The following is a 21264-nucleotide window of genomic DNA, read 5'->3' as shown; positions in this document are numbered from 1 at the left end:
CCGACCTGCGATGTCTTTCGTTGAAGGACACCGAACACCACCAACTATGCCCACACCCGTGTTGCATGTCAGTCGTCATTATGGGGGACAATTCCGGCGTTTCCGGTCCGCATCCGCTGATCGTGTCCCCCGAGTGAGGGGATACCGACCGGGAAGTACGCCCTGCGACCGTTCTCGGACGCCTGCGCACCAGGGGTACATCAGCGGAGCGATCGGCCCCAGGCGCCCGGTCCGTGGTCGAGCGGGCGGCGCAGTCCGCGGGCCGCGGCGTCCCACCCCGTGCGAGGCTCGACGACCACGGCGGCGCGTCCGGCCGCTGCGGCTTCGTCGGCCTGCCGCTGCAGGACGGCCACGACGGCGGCGAGCTCCTCGGGGCTGGGGTCGCCGGAGACCACCCGGACGTCCGCCACCGAGGCCGGTTCGTCCGAGGGCACGGCTGCTGCGTGGCGACCCATCAGGCCGCGGGACCGTGATGATCCCGTGCGCGGCGATTCGACCGGTTCCATCAGAGGGGGATGTTCCCGTGCTTCTTCGGTGGCAGCGTGGCGCGCTTGCCCCGCAGCGACCGGAGGGCCTTGATGACCGACACCCGGGTGGCGTGCGGCTGGATGATGCCGTCGAGCTCACCGCGCTCGGCCGCCAGGTACGGGGACGCGACGTTGTACGTGTACTCGTTCGCGAGCTTCGTGCGGACCGCGGCGACGTCCTCGCCGGACTCCTCGGCGCGCTTGATCTCGGCGCGGTACAGGATGTTGACGGCACCCTGGCCGCCCATGACGGCGATCTCGGCGGTCGGCCACGCCAGGTTGATGTCGGCACCGAGCTGCTTCGAGCCCATCACGATGTACGCGCCGCCGTAGGCCTTGCGGGTGATGACGGTGACGAGCGGGACGGTGGCCTCGGCGTACGCGTACAGCAGCTTCGCGCCGCGGCGGATGACGCCGGTCCACTCCTGGTCGGTGCCGGGCAGGTAGCCGGGCACGTCCACCAGGGTCAGGATCGGGATGCCGAACGCGTCGCAGAACCGAACGAAGCGGGCGGCCTTCTCGCCGGCGTCGATGTTCAAGGTGCCGGCCATCGCCTGCGGCTGGTTCGCGATGATGCCGACCGTGCGGCCCTCGACCCGGCCGAAGCCGATCAGGATGTTCGGCGCGAAGAGCGGCTGGACCTCGAGGAACTCACCGTCGTCGACGATGTGCTCGATGATCGTGGTGACGTCGTACGGCTGGTTCGTCGAGTCCGGGATCACGAGGTCGAGCTCGTGGTCGGCGTCGGTGGTCTCGAGCTCGGGGGCGACGTCGTAGGCCGGCGGGTCGGACAGGTTGTTGTCCGGCAGGAACCCGATGAGCGAGCGCGCGTAGTCGAGCGCGTCGGTCTCGTCCTCGGCCAGGTAGTGGGCCACGCCGGAGACCGCGTTGTGCGTCTGGGCGCCGCCGAGCTCCTCGAAGCCGACGTCCTCGCCCGTGACGGTCTTGATGACGTCGGGGCCGGTGACGAACATGTGGCTGGTCTTGTCGACCATGATGACGAAGTCGGTGAGGGCGGGGGAGTACACGGCACCGCCGGCCGCCGGGCCCATCACGATCGACAGCTGCGGGATGACCCCGGACGCCTGCGTGTTCAGGCGGAAGATCTCGCCGTACTTGCCGAGGGCGACGACGCCTTCCTGGATGCGGGCGCCGCCGGAGTCGAGGATGCCGATGATCGGCACGCCCGTCTTCAGCGCGTGCTGCATGACCTTGATGATCTTCTCGCCGGCGACCTCGCCGAGCGACCCGCCGAAGACCGTGAAGTCCTGCGCGTAGACGGCGACGTTGCGGCCGTGGATCGTGCCGACGCCGGTGACGACCGCGTCACCGTAGGGGCGCTTGGCGTCCATGCCGAACGACGTGGTGCGGTGCCGCACGAACTCGTCGAACTCCACGAAGGAGTTCTCGTCGAGCAGCTGCTCGATGCGTTCGCGCGCGGTGCCCTTGCCCTTCGCGTGCTGCTTGGCGATGGCGGATTCGCCCGCGGCGGTCACGGCCTCGTGGTACCGGTCGCGGAGGTCGGCCAGTCGGCCGGCCGTCGTCGACAGATCGGGGGTGTCTCCTGAAGTCACCCGCTCACCCTACCGGCGGGTGGGACGGTGCCGGTTGGAGGACCCCCACGGTTCCTGCCCGTACATTTGCGTGCATGTCCACATCCCCGTCGCCGTCGTTCCCCGCCACCAGCGCGGCCGTCCGGTCGGCGGGCGCGACGATCACCGCTCCCGCCCAGACCGGGTCCACCAACGCGGACCTGCTCGCCGCCGCCCCCGAGCAGCAGCACGGCAGCGTCGTCGTCACCCTGCACCAGACCGCGGGTCGGGGCCGGCTGGACCGCACCTGGACCGCTCCGGCCGGTGAGACGCTCGCCGCCAGCGTGCTCGTCCGTGCGGACCTGGACGACCACGACCGCGGCTGGTTGCCGCTGGTCGCCGGGGCGGCGATGCGCGACGCGATCGCGTCGGTGCTCCCCGCCGGCGCCGACGTCGTCGTGAAGTGGCCGAACGACGTGCAGGTCGCCGGGGACAAGGTGTGCGGGATCCTCTGCCAGGTCGCCGACGACGGCAGCGTCGTGGTCGGGGCCGGCGTGAACCTGACGATCCCGACGGATCGACTGCCCACCCCGACGTCCACCTCGCTCCTGCTCGCCGGCGCGGTCGACGACGCACCCGCCCTGGCCGACGCGGTCCTGGCCGCCTTCCTGCGGTCCGTCCTGGAGGCGGTGGCCGGCCTGGTCACGGGTGGTCCAGCCGCTGAGACGGTCCGGTCCCACGTCCGCGCCGCGTGTGGGACGATCGGTCGCCGCATCCGCCTCGAGCTGCCGGACGGCACCGTCGAGGAGGCCGACGCAACCGGCATCGACGACGCCGGCCGCATCACGATCCGGGACCAGGCGGGCGTCACCAGGGGCGTCGCGGTGGGGGACGTCACCCACCTGCGGTATGCATGACGGCATGACCGTCGAGCCCCCGCCCGAACGTGTCGTCGCACGCCTGCGACCGCACGCCCGTCGGCTGGTGCGCCCGGCGGTGTTCGTCGTGCTCGTCACCGCGGCCGGCGGGTTCGGCTTCGGCGTGTTCCAGGCACAGCTGGCGTGGCTGAACGCCGTCGTCGCGCTCGTCGTCGTGGTGCTCGTCGTGTTCGGCGGCGCCGTCCCGCTGTTCCGCTGGATGTCGGAGCGGTACGTCGTCACCACCCGTCGCCTGGTCGTGGTCAACGGACTCGGCACGCGTACCCGACGGGAACTCCTGCACTCCCGCGGCTACGACGTCACGGTACGGCGCCGCGGGCTGCAGGGACTGTTCCGCTCCGGCGACGTGCTCGTGTTCCCCGGGGACGACCCCGCGGTGGTGCTCGCAGACGTGCCGCACGCCGACCTCGTCGTCGCCGTCCTGCACGACCTGGTGGAGGCGTACGAGGCCAGGCGTCGGCACCGTGAGCCGGACTGGGACGAGATCGTCGGCGGACCGGACCGTCCGCCGTGGGGCGACGTGCGGGCCTGACCGGGCGCTGCGAGCGTCGCTGCGGGCGCCGTGATGAGACTTCGGCGAGAAACCGGTACCTTCTTCGACGTGCGTATCTCAGTGATCGGCTGCGGCTACCTCGGTGCCGTGCACGCCGCCTCCATGGCCAAACTCGGACACGAGGTCGTCGCCGTGGACGTCGACCCCACCAAGATCGAGCGGCTCGCCGCGGGCGAGGCCCCCTTCTTCGAGCCCGGCCTGCCCGAGATCCTGACCGAGGCCCTCGAGTCCGGTCGGATCCGCTTCACCACCGACATGGCCGAGGTCGCCGGTGCCCGCGTGCACTTCCTCGCCGTCGGCACCCCGCAGGGTCCGACCGGTGCTGCGGACCTGACCTACGTGAACGCCGCCGTCGCCGCGCTCACCCCGCACCTGTCCGCCGGCGAGTTCGTCGTCGGCAAGTCGACCGTGCCCGTCGGTACCGCCGCACGGCTGGCCGCTGAGGTCAGCGAAGCCGTCCCCGGTGCCACGCTCGTCTGGAACCCCGAGTTCCTGCGTGAGGGCTTCGCCGTGCAGGACACCATCGCGCCGGACCGCTTCGTCTACGGCGTGCCGGACGGCGAGGCCGGCGAGCAGGCCGTCGCCGCCCTCGACGAGGTCTACGCCGAGGCGCTGTCCGCCGGCACGCCCCGACTCGTCGTCAACCTGCCCACCGCCGAGCTCGTGAAGATCAGCGCCAACGCGTTCCTCGCGACCAAGATCTCGTTCATCAACTCGATGGCCGAGATCGCCGAGGTCGCCGGTGCCGACGTCACGGCGCTCGCGGACGCGATCGGTCACGACGCCCGCATCGGCCGCAAGTTCCTGAACGCCGGCCTCGGCTTCGGTGGCGGTTGCCTGCCGAAGGACATCCGTGCGTTCCAGGCGCGGGCGAACGAGCTGGGGGTCGGGGAGTCCCTGGCGTTCCTGGCCGACGTCGACGCCACGAACCTGCGACGTCGCGCCCACGTCGTCGAGCTGGCGCAGGAGCTGCTCGGCGGGGTCGTCAGTGGCAAGCGTGTCGCGGTGCTGGGCCTGGCCTTCAAGCCGAACTCCGACGACGTGCGCGACTCGCCGGCCCTCGACATCGCAGCCCGCCTGCACGAACTCGGCGCCGTCGTCTCGGCGTACGACCCCGAGGCCGTCGTCACCGCCCGCCGCGTGCACCCCGAGCTCGACTACGTCGAGAGCGCGGCCGAGGCGCTCGGCGGGGCGGAGCTCGTGCTCGTGCTCACCGAGTGGACCGAGTTCCGCGAGCTCGATGCGTCCGCCGCCGCTGCACTCGTGGCGTCGCCCGTCGTCATCGACGGCCGCAACTGCCTCGACCGCGACGCGTGGACCGCCGCCGGCTTCACGTACCGCGGCATGGGACGCTGACGTCGCCTGACGTGCGGCGGCACCCCCGGCGTTCCGACCGCGTCCACGCGCTGCTCACCACGGGGTTCCGCGGCCGGGACTGGGCGACACCGGTCGTCCTCGCCGCCACGCTGCTCGTCCTGACCGCCTCGGTGGCACGGACGTTCTCGTCGATGCCGCTCGCGAGCGTCGACGAGTCCGCGCACGTGGACTACGTGCTGCGGGTGTGGAACGGGCAGCTGCCCGTGCTGCTCGACGGCATCCGCTTCCGGCCGGGCTTCGGCGGGACGCCTCCCGTGCAGTGGGTCGCCCAGCACCCGCCGCTGTACTACGTCCTGCTCGCCCCGGTGGTCGGACCGCTCGTGGACGCCGGCCACCCGGTGCAGGCGGTCGTGTTCGGTCGGCTGGTCAACGCCGTGTTCGCCGCCGCGGTCGTGCCGAGTGCGGCGTGGGCGGCGGCACGCTGCTTCCCGGGCGTCGTGCGGTTGCCCGCGACCGTCGCCGTCGTCACCGCGTCCACCAGTGTCCTCGTGGTGCAGGGTGGTGTCGTCTACAACGACTCGCTGGCGGCGTTGACCTGCGCCCTCGCGTGCGGGGTGGCCGGTGCGGCGCTCCGCTCCGGAGTGGGCCCGGGGCTCGCGGTCGGGGGAGCACTCGTCGCCGCCGCCGGGATGACGACGCGACTGACGTTCGCGCTCTGGCTCGTGGCGATCGTCGTCGCGTTCGCGCTGTCCCGGACGGTGCGGCTCGGTCGCCTGCGGGGGCTCGGGGCCCGTGTCCTGGTCGCCGCGGTGCCCCTCGCCGCCGCGGCCGTGGCGTCCGGGTGGTTCTGGCTCCGCAACCAGGCGTTGACCGGCTCGTTCAGCGGTCGGCCGACCGCGTGGCCCGGGTACACGCCCCGGCCGCACTACTCCGAGGTCGAGGTCGTCTCGATGCTGGGGTTCTGGCGTCAGCTCTTCGCGCTCTTCCGCGGCGCACTCCCCATCGCGTCACCGCTGCCGTGGGTGCTCCTGCTCCTGCCGGTCCTGCTGTTCGTGGCCGCCCTGGCGGCGCGTCGCCTGCGGCCCTGGGCCCCGGCCGATGACGACCGGTGGTCGCGCCGGCTCGTCGTCGCGATGCTCGTGGTCGTCACCGTGCTGTTCGTCGTCGTCGAGATCCGCTACGCCGCCGGCGGTGGGGCGCCGCTGAACCGCTACACGCTCACCGTCCTGGTGCCGATCGCTCTGGCGATGTCGGCGGGGTTCCTCGCCTGGGGCCGGGTCGGCACGTGGGCCGCGCTGGCCTGGGCACTGGCGGCCGTCGTGCCGACCTGGTCGCTCGTCGACACCGCGGGGTCCGAGCTCGTGGGCCACTCCGGCACCGTCGTCGTGCTGGCGTCCTCGGCCGCGGCGGTGTGCGCCGCGGCCGTCGTGGTGCTCTACGCGATGGCCGCGCGCAGCACCGCCCGGTAGCGCTCGCCGATCCGTTCGGTGGAGAACTCCGCAGCCGAGACGACGGCCTGCTCCTGGTAGCGGGAGCGCGCTGCGTCGTCGGTGAGCACCCGCCGGAGCGCCGTGCGGAGTGCCGAGACGTCCCCCGGGGGCACGAGCACGCCGGACTCGTCGTCCTGTACGACGTCCCGGATGCCCGGCAGGTCGCTCGCCACGATCGCGGCCCCGACCGCCGCGGCCTCGAGCAGGGTGACCGGCAGGCCCTCCTGGTCGCCGTTCGCCGCGGGGATCGACGGCACCGCGACGACGGTGGCCGAGGCGAGGGTCTCGAGCACCTCGGTGCGGCCCCGCTGGCCCAGGAACGTCACCGGCAGCCCCGCCGCCTGCTGCTCGAGCTGGGCGCGGTAGGGGCCGTCGCCGACGACGGTGAGCCGCCAGGGCACGTCGTCGCCCAGGCCGCGGAGTGCCTCGACCAGGTTGCCGAAGCCCTTCTTCTCGACCAGACGACCGACCGCGACGACGTGGTGCTCCTGCGGCGCGACGCGGGCGCGGGTGTCGCGGGCCGGGCCGAGGTCGACACCCATCGGGATCACCGTCGAGCGCGACTCGGGGACGCCCCACTCGGTCAGGCGCTCGCGCATCTCGGAGTTCACGGTGGTGACGTGCGCCGACCGTCCGAAGATCCAGCGCTTGAGCCGGACCAGGGGAGCCGCACGGAGCGCGTAGATGTCCCCGCCGTGGGTCGTCACGACGACGGGCACGCCCGGGGCGGCCAGCGTCGCGACGAGGGCCTGCGGGATGGCCCAGTGCGCGTGGATGACGTCGGGCCTCGCGGAGCGCACCACGCGCCGCACGGCCAGGTACTGCGCGAGCACCAGCGCTGGCACCTGCACGATGCGGGAGCGCCGCTCCTTGAGGTTGTCGAGGATCGCGCCGTCGGCCAGGTCCTCGAAACGACGCGGGAAGTACGGGTAGCGGCGCACCGCGACCTCGCCGATGCGCTCCTTCGCGGCGCCACCGGGGACGCGGGGGGTGAGCACGAGGGTGTCGAACTCGGTGGCCTCCTGGTGGGCGAGGTCGAGCACGAACGCCGGCACGCCGTCGTCCGGACGGGCCGGGAACGTCGAGCCCAGGACGAGCAGGCGGGGGCGGTCCTGGCGGGAGCGGGCGGAGCGAGTGGTGCGGGACATCGTGCCTTTCCGGGGCTGGCGGGGACGGTCCGGTAGGCTCTCACCCCGTGCGCGTACTGATCCACAATAGCGATTCGCCCCACAACCGCGGGGACCGGGCGATCCTCGCCGGCAACGTCGAGCTCGTCCGCCGCCGGTGGCCGGACGCCGAGATCGTCTCCCTGTCCCAGTACCCCGAGCGGGACGCCGCGTGGTTCGGGATCCGGTTCCTGCCGGTCTCCCCGTACAGCACCGGCATCGGTGACCTCTTCGCCCTGCTCCGTGCCGCTCGCGGCGCCGACGTGGTGCTCTGGGGTGGCGGCGAGATCCTGAAGGACTACACGAACAAGCTCGGCCTCGTGTACTGGTTCGGCAAGATGCTGCTCGTCCGTGCGGTCAACAAGAACCTCGTCGGGGCGTTCCAGGGCATCGGCCCGACCACCGCCGGGGTCAGCAAGCGCCTGATCCGCGCCACCGTCGACCTCTGCAGCGCGTTCGCCGTCCGCGACGACGAGTCCCGCGAGAAGCTCCTGTCCTGGGGCGTGACGACGCCGATCGTGTCGTCCTTCGACCCCGCGGTCGTCGGGACAGTCACCCCGCCCGACGCGGACGTGCTCGAGCGGCTCGAGCGCACCACCGGCCTGACCGCCGAGCGGCTCGACGGCTCGATCGGCTTCGGCGTCCGTCGCTGGTTCCACTACAAGCGCAGCGGCTGGATCCCGTTCCGGTTCCTGCCGAAGCGCTTCCGCCAGACCGGTGTCGACAGCGACAAGCTCGTGACCTACCGGCAGGCCGTCGCCGACCTCGCCGATCGTGTGATCGACCGCTGGGACGCCGACGTCGTGTTCTACCCGATGCACATGGAGGCGTCCGAGGGCGACGCCGCCTTCGCCCGCGAGGTCATCGCGCTGATGCGGCACGCCGACCGCACCCACGTGGTCGAGGCCGACGAGTTCTCGCCGTCCGAGTACGCCGGGCTGATGTCGCGCAGCCGCCTGTTCCTGGCGAGCCGCCTGCACTCGGCGATCGTCGCGACCATCGCCGGGGTCCCCGCCGCGGTCCTCTACTACGTCGACAAGGGTCGGCTGTTCTTCGAGCAGATGGGCCAGCAGGCCTACTCGAAGCCGATCGAGGCCGCACTCGAGCCCACGTTCGTCGACGACGTCACGGCGCAGCTCGAGGCGCTCGACGCGGACCGCGACGCGGTCCGCGCGCAGCTCGCGCAGGGCGTGGCCCGCATGGCGACCGCCCTCGACGCCGACTTCGCCGAGGCGACGCGCGACGTCCGCTGACACCGTGCGCTGACACGGCGGGTGCGAACGCGCGCCCGTGACGGACAGGAGGCCCGTGGCGACACCGCCACGGGCCTCCTGTCCGTTCGTGGTGGCGGAGCGCCGGGGGCGCGCCCCTAGGCTGACGACATGAGCGAACGTCGAGCCCTCACCATCGCCGGCGGCGTCACCGCCGCCCTCGGCGGAGCCGTCTCCGGAACCGGGGCGCTGATCCTGACCGTGTCCGCCGCGACCGGCGGGAGCTTCCCGTTCGGCGCGGCGTTCCTCGTCTTCGCGGGTGGGCCGTTCCTGCTCGTCGGCGCGGTGCTGTTCGCCGTCGGCTGGTGGCAGGGCCGTCGGTCGCACCCACATCCCTGACCGGCGTCAGCTCGTCCGGGACGCGAAGCGCTTCAGGTACGTGATGTCGTTGCGGTAGACGTCCTGGTCCCCGGGGAGCGTGCCGCTGGCCGCCCACTGCCAGAAGGTCCACTTCGACCAGCTGCGTCCGAGGGTGCCGGGGGTGGTGAAGTTCTTCACCGGGTAGATCGCGACGAACAACGGGTTCTTCGAGAACTGGTTGCTGTTGTTCGTGCAGCGCTTCCACCAGTCGGTCGTGGTGTAGATCGCGGGGTACCGGCCCGTCTTGGTGACGACGGTCCTGTTGAAGTCCTTGATCCAACTCCGCATCGACGACCACGACTTGCCGTAGCAGGTGCCCTGGGCAGCGCTGCCGTACTCGATGTCGAGCAGCGGTGGCAGGGTCTTGCCGTCCTTGCTCCACTGGCCGCCGTGGGCGAAGAAGTAGTTCGCGGTCGCGGCGCCGCTGGCCTGGCTCGGCTGTGCGTAGACGTAGCCGCCGCGGTACAGGTTGCGCTGCTTGGCGGTGGCGTACTGCTGCTTGTAGGTGGAACTGACGTACGAGGTGCCCTCGGTCGCCTTCACGTACACGAACCGGGCGCCGTTGCGGTAGGCCTGCAGGAAGTTGACGCTCGGCTGCCACGCGCTGATGTCGAAGCCCTGCACCCGGCCGGGGGGTGGCCCGCCTGCGGCGGCGGCAGCGGCCGACGAGCTGAGGGACTGTGCGCTCACCCCGCCGCCCGAGGTCGCGTCGGGGGAGGTCGTCACGTGGGTCTCACCGGCGTGGGCGGCGATGCCGGCACCCATCGTGTGGTTACCGGTGCGGTCCATCTCGGCGATGGAGAGCTGCTGGCCGGTGTCGGCGGGTTCCGTCGCGGTCGCGCCGACCGCCGGGCCGCTGCCGAAGGTGATGGCCCCGGCGACGGCGGCAGCGGTGCCGAGCCCGAGGATCCTGCTGATGGGTGCGCGCATGTGGTCTCGTCTTCCCTGTCGAGATGCCGTGGGCCTGATCTCCCACGCCGCGGTCCGGGCGATGCTACCCGGCCTCGGCGACACCTGTCCGTCAGACGCACCCGGACGGCGTCGACCGCAGCGTCCCCTGTCGGGGCTAGCGGTCGGTGCGGGTGCGCTCGTCGTCCGTCTCGACCTCGGGCAGGCGACCCCGCGAGGAGACCTCGCGGGTGGCGTGCTTCTGCCGGCGGTTCAGGAAGTTGCGCTCCACGAGCCACCACATGCCGACGCAGATCGCCAGGGTGATCGGGATCACCACGAAGACCATCATCAGGAACTGCCACTTCGGGTAGAGGCCCATCGGCAGGAGCAGCAGGTTGCCGAGTCCGAGCAACGGACTGTGGAAGAGGTAGATCGTGTACGACACGAGGCCGGCGAGCACGAAGGGCTTCCAGGCGAAGAACCGTGCGAGCCAGGTGTGCTGCCCGGTGACCGCCTTGCGCCCCATCCAGGTCAGCAGGATGCCGGCGAAGATGCCGAGGACGACCTCGGACGGCCAGGTCTGGTGCTGCCAGTAGTCGCGGTTGCGGAAGAAGACGAGGAGCATGCCCACGAACATCGCGGCCACGAACACGCCGCTCTGCCACCGCGGCCCGCCGAGCTTCGAGGTGTTCAGCTTGCCGGTCAGGTGCTCGTCACGGGCCTTCACCGTGAGCTCGGCCGCGAGCATGCCGACCGCGAAGAGGCCGACGAACCACGGGTGCATCCACGAGTAGCGGCTCTCGGAGCCCATCCACATGCCGATGAGGACCAGCGAGGACGCGGTCGCCCACCCACCGAAGACCTTCCAGAGCGGCAGGATCAGCAGCGGCATGAGGAAGTAGATCTGCCACTCGACGGCGACCGTCCACATCGGGCCGTTGATCTTGCCGATGTACTGCGGGAAGAAGTCGTGCACCAGGAAGAAGTGCGTGAGGAAGGTGCCCCAGCCCATCGGGAGCTTCGTGTCCCACTGGGTGCCGCCGGGCTGCCCCATCACCGGGACGAACAGGATGATGAGCGCGAAGACGACGAGCGACGCCCAGTACGGCGGGATGATCCGTCGGGCGCGGCGCCAGATGAACTTCCAGAAGCCGCCGGGCAGCCGGTAGCGGTCGAACCGGGTCACGACGGGCAGCATCAGGACGTAGCCGGACAGGACGATGAACAGCGGGACGCCGAGGTAGCCCCACCCGATGAACGGTCGGAGCCACGGCAGTTCGGTGGGCCCGGTGCCGGTCGTCCCGGTGAAGAGGTACGCGTGGTAGAACACCACGGCCAGGGCGGCGAGACCGCGGAGCCCGTCCAGGTACGGGAACTCGAGCCGACCCCCTGCGCGGGGAGCGGCCGTCGTCGGTTCGGCTGCGGATTCGGCTGCGCGGGTTTCGGTGGCCAACGAACGTCCTCGAGGTGGTCGGAGCGGGGTCCCCGGCAGTCTCCCACACGCCGAGCGGGGCTCGCGATCCGCCTCGGTGCGGTCCGACAAGCGAACGGATGTCATGATGAAGCACGTGACCGTGACGACGACCGCAGCACATCAGGCAACCCACGAGCCCGCACGGCGGCGTTCGGGGGCGGGTGCGCGACGGTACCGGCACGTCGTCGCGCCCCTGATCCTGGGCGTCCTCGTGGTGATCGGGGTCGCCCTGAGCGCCGCCGTGGCGTACCACAACCGCCTCGGCGTGACGAACGTCGACGGCATCTCCTACATGGGCATCGCGCGCGAGTACGCGAACGGCTGGCTGCCCGACGCGATCAACGCGTACTGGTCGCCGCTGGTCTCGTGGATGATGGCGCCGTTCATCGCCCTCGGCCTCGGCATGCAGACGGCCTTCGCGATCGTGAACTGCTTCGCCGTGGCCGTCGTGCTCGGCATCGGCGGGTGGCTCGTCTGGTCACAGAACCACCGCATCGTCCCCGCCGTGCTCTTCATGGTCACCGCGATCCCCGCCCTGATGAGCGCGGTGTCGGTGCAGACCCCGGACCTGCTCGTCGTCGCGTGGGTCGTCGGGTTCCTCTGGGCGCTCCGGTGGGCCGACCAGGCGCTGCACGGCTCGACGCGCGCGCGGGTCGTCTCCGGCGCGGTCCTCGGCGTCGTCGCGGCGCTCGGGTACTTCACCAAGCTCTTCCTGCTGCCGGTGGCCGTCGGTGCCGTGATCCTCTGGTTGCTGCTGCGCGTCTGGTCCGCCCGCCGACGCCGTGAGCCCGTCCGGCACTGGTGGACGGCCCCGGTCACCACGATCGTCGTGTTCGCCGTCGTGATCGCCCCGTGGGTCGGCGCGCTGACCGTCAAGTACGGCACGGTGACGCTCGGGTCGTCGCTGTCGGTCAACATCGGCTCGAAGTTCGACGACGGCGGCCGTGCCACGGACTGGCCGTTCCTGCCGGTCCCGCCCAACGACCACGCCTTCTCGCCCAACGAGGACTTCACCCCGTCGGTCTACAAGCAGGGCCCGATGGACAACCCGGACCCCGCCGTGGTGCCGCCGCCCACGCAGTCGACCACCGAGGACACCGCGCCGAAGGTCACGAAGGAGTCCGGCATCGCCGCCCGCGCCGGGTACTACCTGCACGAGCGCATGCTCGCTCTGCCGTACTACCTGCAGAAGATCAGCACCTTCGCCCCGTTCGCGGCGCCGATCGCCCTGCTCTTCGCGGCAGCCCTCGTCATCGGTGTCGTGCGGTTCCGCCGCTACGCGTTCACCTGCATCGTCGCGGCGACGACCCTTGTGTACTTCGTCGGCTACGGCATGATCACGTCGTCGTCGAGCGGCGGCGGCAACGCCCGGTACTACTGGCCGCTGTTCTACCTGACGGCGATGATCGGGGCGCTCATGCTGCCGGCCGTCTGGCGGCTGGTGCGCCGGCGGGGTGTCGTCCGGACGATCGTGGCGTGCGTCGCGATCGCGGTCGTGCCGATCGCCTCGTACACGCAGAACTGGTTCGGGTCCCCGGCGCCGTTCTACCCGTCGGTCAACCGCACCGAGGCGCTGCGCGTGTTCGGGCCGACCGACGTGCCGGAGATCGTCCGGCTCGCCGACCAGATCCGGGCGAGCGGCGCGCTGCCCGAGGACGCCACCGTCATCGGCTCGAACTACCGTTCGCTCTCCTCGCTCGCGTTCCTGACCGACACGCGTGTGTACGGTCGCTCAGGTCAGGGCTACACCTACCACTCGGACGCGATGCGCAACCTGTTCATCGACGAGGGCGTGCAGTACTTCGTGCAGTTCGACCCGGCGACCGCCCCGGCGCGCGACTACTCGGTGGCCGGCAAGCTGGTCGGCACGTACAACGCGACGATCTCGTGCAGCGCGGACCGCTCCACCGACCCGGAGATCCCCTGCCGCGTGCAGATCGTCAAGCTCGCCCGGTGACGCTCGACCGGTGACCGTGCCCGCGACCCGCTCCCCGCAGCAGCACCGCAGGGAGCGGCACGCCCCACCGTCTACCATGACCTGAGCCCGTGACCTGAGCAGGAGACCCGTTTGTCCGCAAGCACCAGCGACACCCCCGCGCCCGAGGGGAAGCGTCCGTCGAAGCGACGACGGTTCCTCGGCAAGGCGATCCCCATCGTCTTCTACGTCCTGCTCGCGGTGTTCCTCGTGCTGTACCTGCGTGGCGTCGACTGGGGACAGCTCGCCGGGCTCGACTGGCAGTGGTCCTGGGTGGTCGTCGCGACCGTGATCAGCCTCGGGTTCCGCTACTGGGGCGTCGGGATCTGGTTCTACCTGCTGCGACGGCTCGGTGCCACCGGGCTCAAGGGCAGCGGCGTCACCCTGACGTACGTGTACGCGAAGTCGTGGATGGGCCGCTACATCCCCGGCGCCGCGACCTGGATCATCGGCAAGGTCTACTTCGCCTCGAAGCACGGCGTCTCGAAGGCGCGGCTCGGTGTGAGCGGCCTGCTCGAGGGTGCCCTGCAGATCGCCGCCACCCTGGCCCTGGCGCTCGTGCTGCTGCTCATCGACCCGCGGACGCACGACCTCGACCCGTGGCTGATCGTCCTGATGATCGCGGCGTTCGTCGGCTGCGTCGTCTGCCTGATCCCGCGCGTGTTCGTGTTCCTGATCGGCATCGCGCTGAAGATCCTGCGTCGCAAGCCGCTCGAGGCCGACGTCCGTCCGAACCTCGGCACGGTGCTCGGCGGTGCCGGGCTGTACGTCGCCGGCGCGGTGCTCTCCGGGACGGCCTACTACTTCATCACGCTGGCGGTGTACCCGTCGCTGAAGCTCTCCGACGCGGCGTTCGTGATCGGTGCGGCGAGCATGGCCTCGGCGATCAGCATGCTGGCCGTCTTCGCTCCGGGCGGGCTCGGCGTCCGCGAGGGCGTGCAGGCCCTCCTGCTGGCGCTCGTGATGCCGGTGCCGGTCGCCCTCGTGGTGGTCGTGGTCACCCGTATCTGGAGCCTGGCGGTCGACGGACTCTTCCTGCTCTGCGCCGCGGCACCCACGTGGTTCCGGCGCAACCGCCCGACCGACGACGCCTCAGCGGTCGAGGGCGGCGTGCCCGCCGCCTGACGCGCGTCGCTCAGGGCGTTTCGTGAGCAGCAATGGTCGGGTCCGGATGACCAACCCGACCATTGCTGCTCACGGAGTGGGGCACCGGTCGCGCGTGACGACGGACGGGAGGCCCGTGCCAGCTGGCACCGGGCCTCCCGTCCGTCGCGTGGGACGTCCACCCCACGCCGCGCGCCGCGCGCCGTCCGCCGAGGGGTCACGAAGTGTCGGTTGAGCCCGCGCCTGCCGACGGTTCGCGACCCCTCCAGGCCGCGCCTGTGGCACGTCGTGCCGACCCGGCGCTCCGGGGCCGGGCGTGTCAGCGGACGGGAACCGTCGCCGCGAGTGCGCGGCGGTCGGCGCGCGCGACCTGCACGACCGACGCGACGAGCCCCACCGCGACCAGGGCCACGACGACGACGAGCACCGCGGGCGGCACGGGCCCGATCTCGGAGTACCGCAGCAGTCCGCGGCCCGTCACCGGGAACAGGGCGGCGTTCCAGAACCAGGCCGACGCCACCGCGAACCCGTACACACCCACCGCGGGCAGCAGCACGGCCAGTGCCACCGCGACCCACGAGCGTGCGTGTCCGGAGGGCACCAGTCGTCGCCACGCGAGCGCGCTCAGCACGATCAGGCAGATGATCGCGGGGAAGTAGTACCGGCCCTGGGTGGCGGCGACCTCGGTGGTGGTGAGGTACGAGTGCGCGCTCGTGCGGTTCTGGATGCCGATCAGCAGCGCCGGGAACACCGCGAGGCACAGTGCCACCCGCAGGTCCGGACCCCGGCGGAACGCCCAGCCGACGAGCACCACGAGGGCGACCAGGGTCAGGACGGCGGTGAGCAGGTCGCCGATGGTCACCTGGGCCCGACCGCCGAAGCTGCCCCAGAACGTGCGCGACAGGGTGCCCCAGCTGACGTCGAGGAAGTGTCCGAGCGTGGGGCTCTCGCCGGGCGGGAAGTCCTTCGGGGGCCGCATCGCCGTGTAGCCGTTCGGCTGGATCCGACCGTACGAGACGACGTTGTGCAGCCACCACCAGGCACCGATGCCGCCGGAGACCGCCATCGTGACGACCGTGCGGACGATCCGGTGCCGCAGGGAGAGCACCCCCGCACCCGCGAACAGCACCACCACCGCGACGAACGGCACCGCCGGCAACCCGGTGCCCTTGACCCAGACCAGGGCACCGAGGGCCACCGCCAGTGCGATCGTGGTGCGCCAGCGGGTGTCGCCGGTGAGCAGGCGGGTGGCGAGCCAGACGACGATCCCGGCGACCAGCAGCACCGGGGCGTCGTTCGAGAACGACGAGCCGATGGACGCGAGCTCGGGCGTCGCGAACACGGCGAGGGCCCCGATCAGCGCGGCGCGAGGGCTGCGGGTCACCCGGCGCACAGACGCCCAGGCGAGCAGGGGGAGCGCGGTGACGGCCAGCACGTCGGCCAGACGGAGGGCGATGAACGCGTGGTCCCATCGGAGCTCGCCGAAGTCGACGGCCCGGAGCACGGCGGCCCCGGCCAGGTAGGCGGTCGGCGGGTGCTGGGTCATCTGGTTGACCGTCGCCGAGGGTCCCGGGGTGTTCTGCAGCAGCTCGCTCACCGTCGACCACTCGTCGGACGGCTTCGTCGCCTGTTCGACCTTCGCGGCCTGCACGGCGTTGGTGACGTGCAGCTCGCCGGGGGCCGCCCACGCGTCACCGAGGGCGACGTGCACGGCGGCGTCGATGTGCGCGGTCTCGTCCGGGGCCTCGAACACCGGGACGAGCAACGCCCACGCCACCAGCCAGAGCCCGAAGGTCGCCGTGACCACCGCGATCGCGACACGTTCCCAGCGCGCGGTGCGGGGTGGGGTGGGGGTGGTGGTCGTCTCGGCCGTCACCCCACCGATCCTAGGTCAGGCGTCGTGGGGGACCCGCGGCCCGTTGGACACCGACTCGTCGGCGGCGGCCGGCTGCGTGGCCGTGCGCTCGGGGTGGTAGACCCAGACCTTGTAGAGCCAGAACCGGAAGACCGTGCCGAGCACGAGCCCGATGACGTTCGCGACGTTGTCGGCGAGCACCGAGGTGAGCCCCATCGCGTAGTGCGACACCCCGAGGCAGGCGAGCGCGATGACCATGCCGCCGAGCGACACGACGACGAACTCGACGCCCTCGCGGGTGGCCACGGCGCGACGCTGCTCGCGGAACGTCCAGTACCGGTTGCCCATCCAGTTCACGAAGATCGCCACGACGGTGGAGATGACCTTCGCCCAGAACGGTCCCGAGTGGACGTCCTCGGGGTCCAGGACGGTGATGCGCAGCACGTTGAACACCGTGGTGTCCACGACGAAGCCGACGGCACCGACGACGCCGAAGCGTGCCAGCTGGGCGATGAGGCGCCGCACGAGCCCTCCAGGATCCGTAGAGTTGTGACCGGTCGTGCAGAGCGCGACCCGAACAGCGATTGTAGACAACGCGTTCCCACCGCACGATGGGAGCGCCGGAAGGATCACACAGCATGGCGTTGCGCGTCGGGGTCATCGGTGGAGGGCAGCTGGCACGGATGATGGTGCCGGCCGCGGTCGAACTCGGGGTCGACATCCGGGTGCTCGCCGAGGGACCGGGCATGTCCGCCGCGATCGCCGCCACCGCGGAGGGCGACTACCACGATGCCGACACGGTGCTCGAGTTCGCCCGACAGGTCGACGTCGTGACCTTCGACCACGAGCACGTGCCGCAGGACGTCCTGCGCAGCCTGGTCGACGCGGGTGTGTCGGTCCACCCCGGACCGGACGCGCTGGCCGTCGCCCAGGACAAGATCACCATGCGTCGCCGGCTGAGCGAACTCGGGCTGCCGGTGCCCGACTGGGCCGCCGTGCACGGGCCCGACGAACTCCGCGCGTTCCTGGCGGACCACGGTGGCCGTGCCGTCGTCAAGACGCCGCGGGGCGGGTACGACGGCAAGGGCGTCCGGGTCGTCTCCGACGCGTCCGACGTCGACGACTGGTTCATCGCCGTGGCCGAGGCCGGCGGCGACCAGGCCCTCCTGGTCGAGGAGCTCGTCCCCTTCACCCGCGAGCTCGCGCAGTCCGTGGCACGCCGTCCCTCCGGGCAGGTGGTCGCCTGGCCGCTCGTCGAGACCGTGCAGCGCGACGGGGTCTGCGCCGAGGTCATCGCACCCGCCCCGGACAGCGCCGGCCGGGTCGCCGACCTGACCGAGTCGATCGCCGTCCGCATCGCGGAGGAACTCGGTGTCACCGGTGTGCTGGCGGTCGAGCTGTTCCAGACCGACGACGAGCGCATCCTGATCAACGAGCTCGCGATGCGTCCGCACAACACCGGGCACTGGACGATCGACGGCGCCACGACGAGCCAGTTCGAGCAGCACCTGCGGGCCGTCCTCGACCTGCCGCTCGGAGCCACCGGATCGTTCGCCCCCGCGGCCGTCATGGTCAACGTGCTCGGCGGACCCGCAGACGGCGACCTCGCCGCCCGGTACCCCGCAGCGCTCCGAGCGTTCCCCGAGGCGAAGTACCACTTCTACGGCAAGGCCCCGCGGCCCGGCCGGAAGATCGGGCACGTCACGGTGCTCGGCGACGACGTCGACGACGTCGTCTACCGCGCCCGCGCCGCCGCGGCCCACTTCGACGACTGAGACGGTGTCCGCCACACCGGGTCGCGTCCGCGACGTGACCGGCTGACGGACGGGAGGCCCGTGGCGACGCCGCCACGGGCCTCCCGTCCGTCGATCGTGCGGGACACACTCGTCGGTCGCTCTGCGGACACCCCATCGGGTGGCACCCGCTCGGGAGGCTGGCGGGGGCCGGGAGCGCGTGTTCCCCTGGAACAGTCCGTGCCCACCGTCCAGGGAGTCTCCATGCGCCGCCGTCCGCGTCGTGCCGCCGTCTTCGGTGCAACCGTCGCCCTCGTCGCAGCCGTCGCCGGCCTGCTGCCGACCGCGACCGCTTCCGCAGCGACCTCGGCCTCGACCATCCGCTCGGCCACGTCGGCGTCGCTCTACGGCGCCGGGCCGTACCGGTCGCCCACGAGCGAGGCCGCGAAGGCGCAGGCCGCTCTCGCCGCCACCGACCCGGCCGGGGCTGCTGCGGCGGCGAAGATCGCCGGCTACCCCGTCGCCACCTGGCTCGGCGACTGGAGCCAGGGGACGCAGCTGACCAAGACGATCAGCACCGCCCTCACCGGTGCCGAGCAGTCCGGCACCACCCCCGTGTTCGTGCTCTACGCGATCCCCGACCGTGACTGCGGCGGGTACTCCGCCGGCGGTTTCGACGAGGGGTCCTACGATGCCTGGGTCGACCAGGTCACCGCGGCGCTCGCCGGGCACCGCGCGGCGGTCATCGTCGAACCGGACTCCCTCGCGATGCTCAGCAACGCCGCGTGCAGCACCGCGCTCGACGAGCAGCGCTACCGGATCCTGTCGCGCACCGTCGCCGGGCTGACCGCCGCCGGGGTCCCCGCCTACCTGGATGCCGGCAACTCGAACTGGGTGCAGCCCGCGCTGATGGCGTCGCGGCTGAACAGTGCGGGCGTGCAGCAGGCCCGTGGGTTCTTCACGAACGTCGCGAACTACTACCCGACCGCGCAGGAGCAGGCGTACGCGCAGAAGGTGTCCGCCGCCACCGGGGGGTCGCACTACGTGATCGACACCTCGCGCAACGGGCAGGGCTGGCGCGGCACCTGGTGCAACGGGCCGGGCGCCGGGCTGGGCACCTCGCCCCGGGTGGTGTCCGACGGCACGGCGCTCGACGCCCTGCTGTGGGTCAAGACCCCCGGCGCGAGCGACGGCACCTGCAACGGGGCCCCGGCCGCCGGCAAGTGGTTCTCGACCTACGCGCAGGCGCTCGTCGCGAACGCACGCCTGGGTGTGGCCGCCGCCGACCTGACGCCCCGTGGCACGCTCGAGACCGTCGCCGGGGCCGGCGGCGGCGTCCGCGTGTCCGGGTGGGCCTACGACGAGGACGACCCCACGCAGCCCGTGCGGGTCCGTGCCACCGTCGACGGTGTCTCGGCCGGCGTCACCACCGCCGGCCTCGACCGGCCCGACGTCGACGCACGCTCCGGCGTCGGTGCGACCCACGGCTTCGACGCCGTCGTGCCGGCAGCGGCCGGCGCTCGCCGCGTCTGCGTCACCGCGGTGAACATCGGCGCGGGCTCGGACACCCCGCTCGGGTGCTCGACCGTCCGCGCGTACCGGCACGACCCGTACGCCGCACTGGAGTCCGCCACGGCCGCGACCCGGGGCATCGCGGTGCGCGGCTGGGCGTTCGACGGCGACGCGGTGGCCTCGGCGAGCCGGGTGGCGATCACCGTCGACGGCAAGCGGGTGACGTCGCTGGACGCCGGCCGCAAGCGCGCCGACGTGGACGCGACCTGGGGCTCCGGTGCGTCGCACGGTTTCTCGGGCACCGTCCGAGCGGCGGCCGGCAAGCACATCGTCTGCGCGATCGTCCACAACACCGGGAGCGGAGCGGACCGCAGGGCGTCGCCGTGTCGGACGGTGACGGTGCGCTGAAGCGGCGGCACCGTTCGCGAGTGACCTCGCACGCTGCGAGGCATGCGAGAGGATGGGGGCATGCCGCGTGATCTCGTCCGCCGGGCCGCCCGACGCCTGCGCCGCGCCGTCGCCGGGGCCCCACCGCAGCCGGCGCCCCTGCCCGTCCTCGGGTACGTCGTCGCCGGTGGTGGGGGCGCCCACCCGGCCTCGGCACACGTCCGTGTCGTCCGCCGCACCGAGCACCTGGCGGCGACCGGCACGGCAGAGGTGCGTCAGGTCGATCCGGTAGCGTTCGTCGACGGCTCCGACCAGACGCCGTACGCCGCGCTCCTGGTGCAGCGGGACATCCTTCCCCGGGACGGTGTGCAGCCCTTCCTGGCAACCGCCGCCTCCCGGGGCATCCGTGTCGTGGCCGAGGTCGACGACGACTTCTTCACCGAGTCCGGACGCGCGCGTCTGGCCCGCGCCGAGTACGACCCCGACCGGCTCGCCTCGATCGACGCCCTGGTGCGCGGTGCCGACACCGTCGTCGTGAGCACGCCCGAACTCGCCGACGTGGTCCGTCCGGTCGCGCGGGACGTCGTCGTCGTGCCGAACGCCCTCGACCCGGCGATCTGGACTGCCGGCGCACCGGCGGAGGACGACGAGCGGCCCGCGGGGGAGCACCGGGTGCTGTACATGGGCACGCTCACCCACGCCGCGGACCTCGAGCTCCTGCGTGGCGTCTTCGCCGACCTCGCCACCGCCGACGGCACCCCGATCCGGCTCGAGGTCATCGGGGTGACCGAGGAAGGCGGCGCCGACTGGTTCCGCCGGGTCGAGGTCCCAGACGGGCACTACCCGGCGTTCTCCCGATGGCTCGTGGCGCACCGGGAGCGTTGGCGGGCGGGCGTCGCGCCGCTCCGCGACGAGGAGTTCAACCGAGCGAAGAGCGACCTGAAGTTCCTCGAGTACACCGCGCTCGGACTGCCGGCCGTGGTGTCCGACCGTCCGTCCTACGCCGTCGCACGGGGCCACGGGGCCGTGGCCGTACCGGACGACGTGCAGGCGTGGCGGGACGCCGTCCGCACCGCCGTCGACCGTGGCCGGGCCGACGAGGGGGCGGCGCGCTGGGTCGCCGAGGACCGCACGATCGGCCGTGACGGCGACACCTGGCGACGGGTGCTGCTCGGCTAG

General features: G+C 72.0%; 18 protein-coding genes. 11 read left to right on the top strand and 7 right to left on the bottom strand.

Annotated elements, in window-relative coordinates; all coding sequences use genetic code 11:
- Nucleotides 1–200: 200 nt before the first annotated feature.
- Both OE229_RS14080 and OE229_RS14075 read right to left on the bottom strand, forming a co-directional pair.
- Complete coding sequence (locus tag OE229_RS14080; RefSeq protein ID WP_262138550.1) at nt 201–506, bottom strand: acyl-CoA carboxylase subunit epsilon; 306 nt, start codon at nt 504–506, stop codon at nt 201–203.
- Nucleotides 506–2101, bottom strand: coding sequence for an acyl-CoA carboxylase subunit beta (locus tag OE229_RS14075; RefSeq protein WP_071406413.1), 1596 nt, complete (start codon nt 2099–2101; stop codon nt 506–508). The genes OE229_RS14080 and OE229_RS14075 overlap by 1 nt, the downstream gene beginning before the upstream one ends.
- Nucleotides 2102–2175: 74 nt before the next feature.
- Here OE229_RS14075 and OE229_RS14070 point away from each other — a divergent pair, with 74 nt between their 5' ends.
- From OE229_RS14070 to OE229_RS14055, 4 genes are all read left to right on the top strand, one after another.
- The gene (locus OE229_RS14070) at nt 2176–2976 is read left to right on the top strand and encodes a biotin--[acetyl-CoA-carboxylase] ligase (protein ID WP_259579390.1); all 801 of its coding nucleotides are present in this window, start codon (nt 2176–2178) and stop codon (nt 2974–2976) included.
- Nucleotides 2977–2980: 4 nt separating this feature from the next.
- Nucleotides 2981–3529, top strand: coding sequence for a PH domain-containing protein (locus OE229_RS14065; RefSeq protein WP_259579388.1), 549 nt, complete (start codon nt 2981–2983; stop codon nt 3527–3529).
- A gap of 69 nt (nt 3530–3598) precedes the next feature.
- Nucleotides 3599–4906 (top strand): UDP-glucose dehydrogenase family protein, encoded by a 1308-nt coding sequence (locus tag OE229_RS14060; protein WP_259579387.1) that lies wholly within the window; start codon nt 3599–3601, stop codon nt 4904–4906.
- 11 nt (nt 4907–4917) lie between these two features.
- Entirely contained in the window at nt 4918–6336 is a 1419-nt protein-coding gene (locus OE229_RS14055) for a hypothetical protein (protein ID WP_262138547.1), read from the top strand.
- On the opposite strand, the gene OE229_RS14050 is transcribed toward OE229_RS14055, so the two are convergent.
- The gene (locus OE229_RS14050; RefSeq protein WP_262127025.1) at nt 6303–7505 is read right to left on the bottom strand and encodes a glycosyltransferase; all 1203 of its coding nucleotides are present in this window, start codon (nt 7503–7505) and stop codon (nt 6303–6305) included. The genes OE229_RS14055 and OE229_RS14050 overlap by 34 nt on opposite strands.
- 47 nt (nt 7506–7552) lie before the next feature.
- Between OE229_RS14050 and OE229_RS14045 the strand changes: the two genes are divergently transcribed.
- Both OE229_RS14045 and OE229_RS14040 read left to right on the top strand, forming a co-directional pair.
- Nucleotides 7553–8776, top strand: a complete 1224-nt coding sequence (locus OE229_RS14045) for a polysaccharide pyruvyl transferase family protein (protein WP_259579383.1) — start codon at nt 7553–7555, stop codon at nt 8774–8776.
- Between the two features lie 129 nt (nt 8777–8905).
- The gene (locus tag OE229_RS14040) at nt 8906–9133 is read left to right on the top strand and encodes a hypothetical protein (RefSeq protein WP_259579381.1); all 228 of its coding nucleotides are present in this window, start codon (nt 8906–8908) and stop codon (nt 9131–9133) included.
- A gap of 6 nt (nt 9134–9139) precedes the next feature.
- Here the strand turns inward: OE229_RS14040 and OE229_RS14035 are convergent, their stop codons facing one another.
- Both OE229_RS14035 and OE229_RS14030 read right to left on the bottom strand, forming a co-directional pair.
- Nucleotides 9140–10084, bottom strand: coding sequence for a GH25 family lysozyme (locus OE229_RS14035; protein WP_263344609.1), 945 nt, complete (start codon nt 10082–10084; stop codon nt 9140–9142).
- A gap of 136 nt (nt 10085–10220) precedes the next feature.
- Nucleotides 10221–11498, bottom strand: coding sequence for an acyltransferase family protein (locus OE229_RS14030; RefSeq protein ID WP_259579377.1), 1278 nt, complete (start codon nt 11496–11498; stop codon nt 10221–10223).
- Between the two features lie 115 nt (nt 11499–11613).
- On the opposite strand from OE229_RS14030, the gene OE229_RS14025 reads away from it, so the two are divergent.
- On the top strand, nt 11614–13476 hold the full coding sequence (locus OE229_RS14025) for an ArnT family glycosyltransferase (protein ID WP_263344607.1): 1863 nt from the start codon (nt 11614–11616) through the stop codon (nt 13474–13476).
- Nucleotides 13477–13587: 111 nt separating this feature from the next.
- On the top strand, nt 13588–14619 hold the full coding sequence (locus tag OE229_RS14020) for a lysylphosphatidylglycerol synthase domain-containing protein (protein ID WP_182065843.1): 1032 nt from the start codon (nt 13588–13590) through the stop codon (nt 14617–14619).
- A gap of 298 nt (nt 14620–14917) precedes the next feature.
- Here OE229_RS14020 and OE229_RS14015 read toward each other — a convergent pair whose 3' ends face one another.
- The gene (locus OE229_RS14015) at nt 14918–16474 is read right to left on the bottom strand and encodes a DUF2142 domain-containing protein (RefSeq protein WP_259579364.1); all 1557 of its coding nucleotides are present in this window, start codon (nt 16472–16474) and stop codon (nt 14918–14920) included.
- A gap of 15 nt (nt 16475–16489) precedes the next feature.
- A complete protein-coding gene (locus tag OE229_RS14010) occupies nt 16490–16978 on the bottom strand; it encodes a GtrA family protein (RefSeq protein WP_259579361.1) in 489 nt (162 codons plus the stop codon).
- Between the two features lie 113 nt (nt 16979–17091).
- Here OE229_RS14010 and OE229_RS14005 point away from each other — a divergent pair, with 113 nt between their 5' ends.
- From OE229_RS14005 to OE229_RS13995, 3 genes are all read left to right on the top strand, one after another.
- The gene (locus OE229_RS14005) at nt 17092–18228 is read left to right on the top strand and encodes a 5-(carboxyamino)imidazole ribonucleotide synthase (protein WP_182065846.1); all 1137 of its coding nucleotides are present in this window, start codon (nt 17092–17094) and stop codon (nt 18226–18228) included.
- 222 nt (nt 18229–18450) lie between these two features.
- Nucleotides 18451–20106 carry a glycoside hydrolase family 6 protein gene (locus tag OE229_RS14000; RefSeq protein WP_262138544.1) on the top strand — a complete coding sequence of 552 codons (1656 nt, stop codon included), beginning with the start codon at nt 18451–18453 and terminating at the stop codon, nt 20104–20106.
- Between the two features lie 60 nt (nt 20107–20166).
- Nucleotides 20167–21264, top strand: coding sequence for a glycosyltransferase (locus OE229_RS13995; RefSeq protein ID WP_262138542.1), 1098 nt, complete (start codon nt 20167–20169; stop codon nt 21262–21264).

The organism is Curtobacterium poinsettiae (assembly GCF_025677645.1).
In the GTDB taxonomy this organism is placed as follows: Bacteria; Actinomycetota; Actinomycetes; order Actinomycetales; family Microbacteriaceae; genus Curtobacterium; species Curtobacterium poinsettiae_A.
This window is presented reverse-complemented; position numbering and strand designations above follow the sequence as displayed.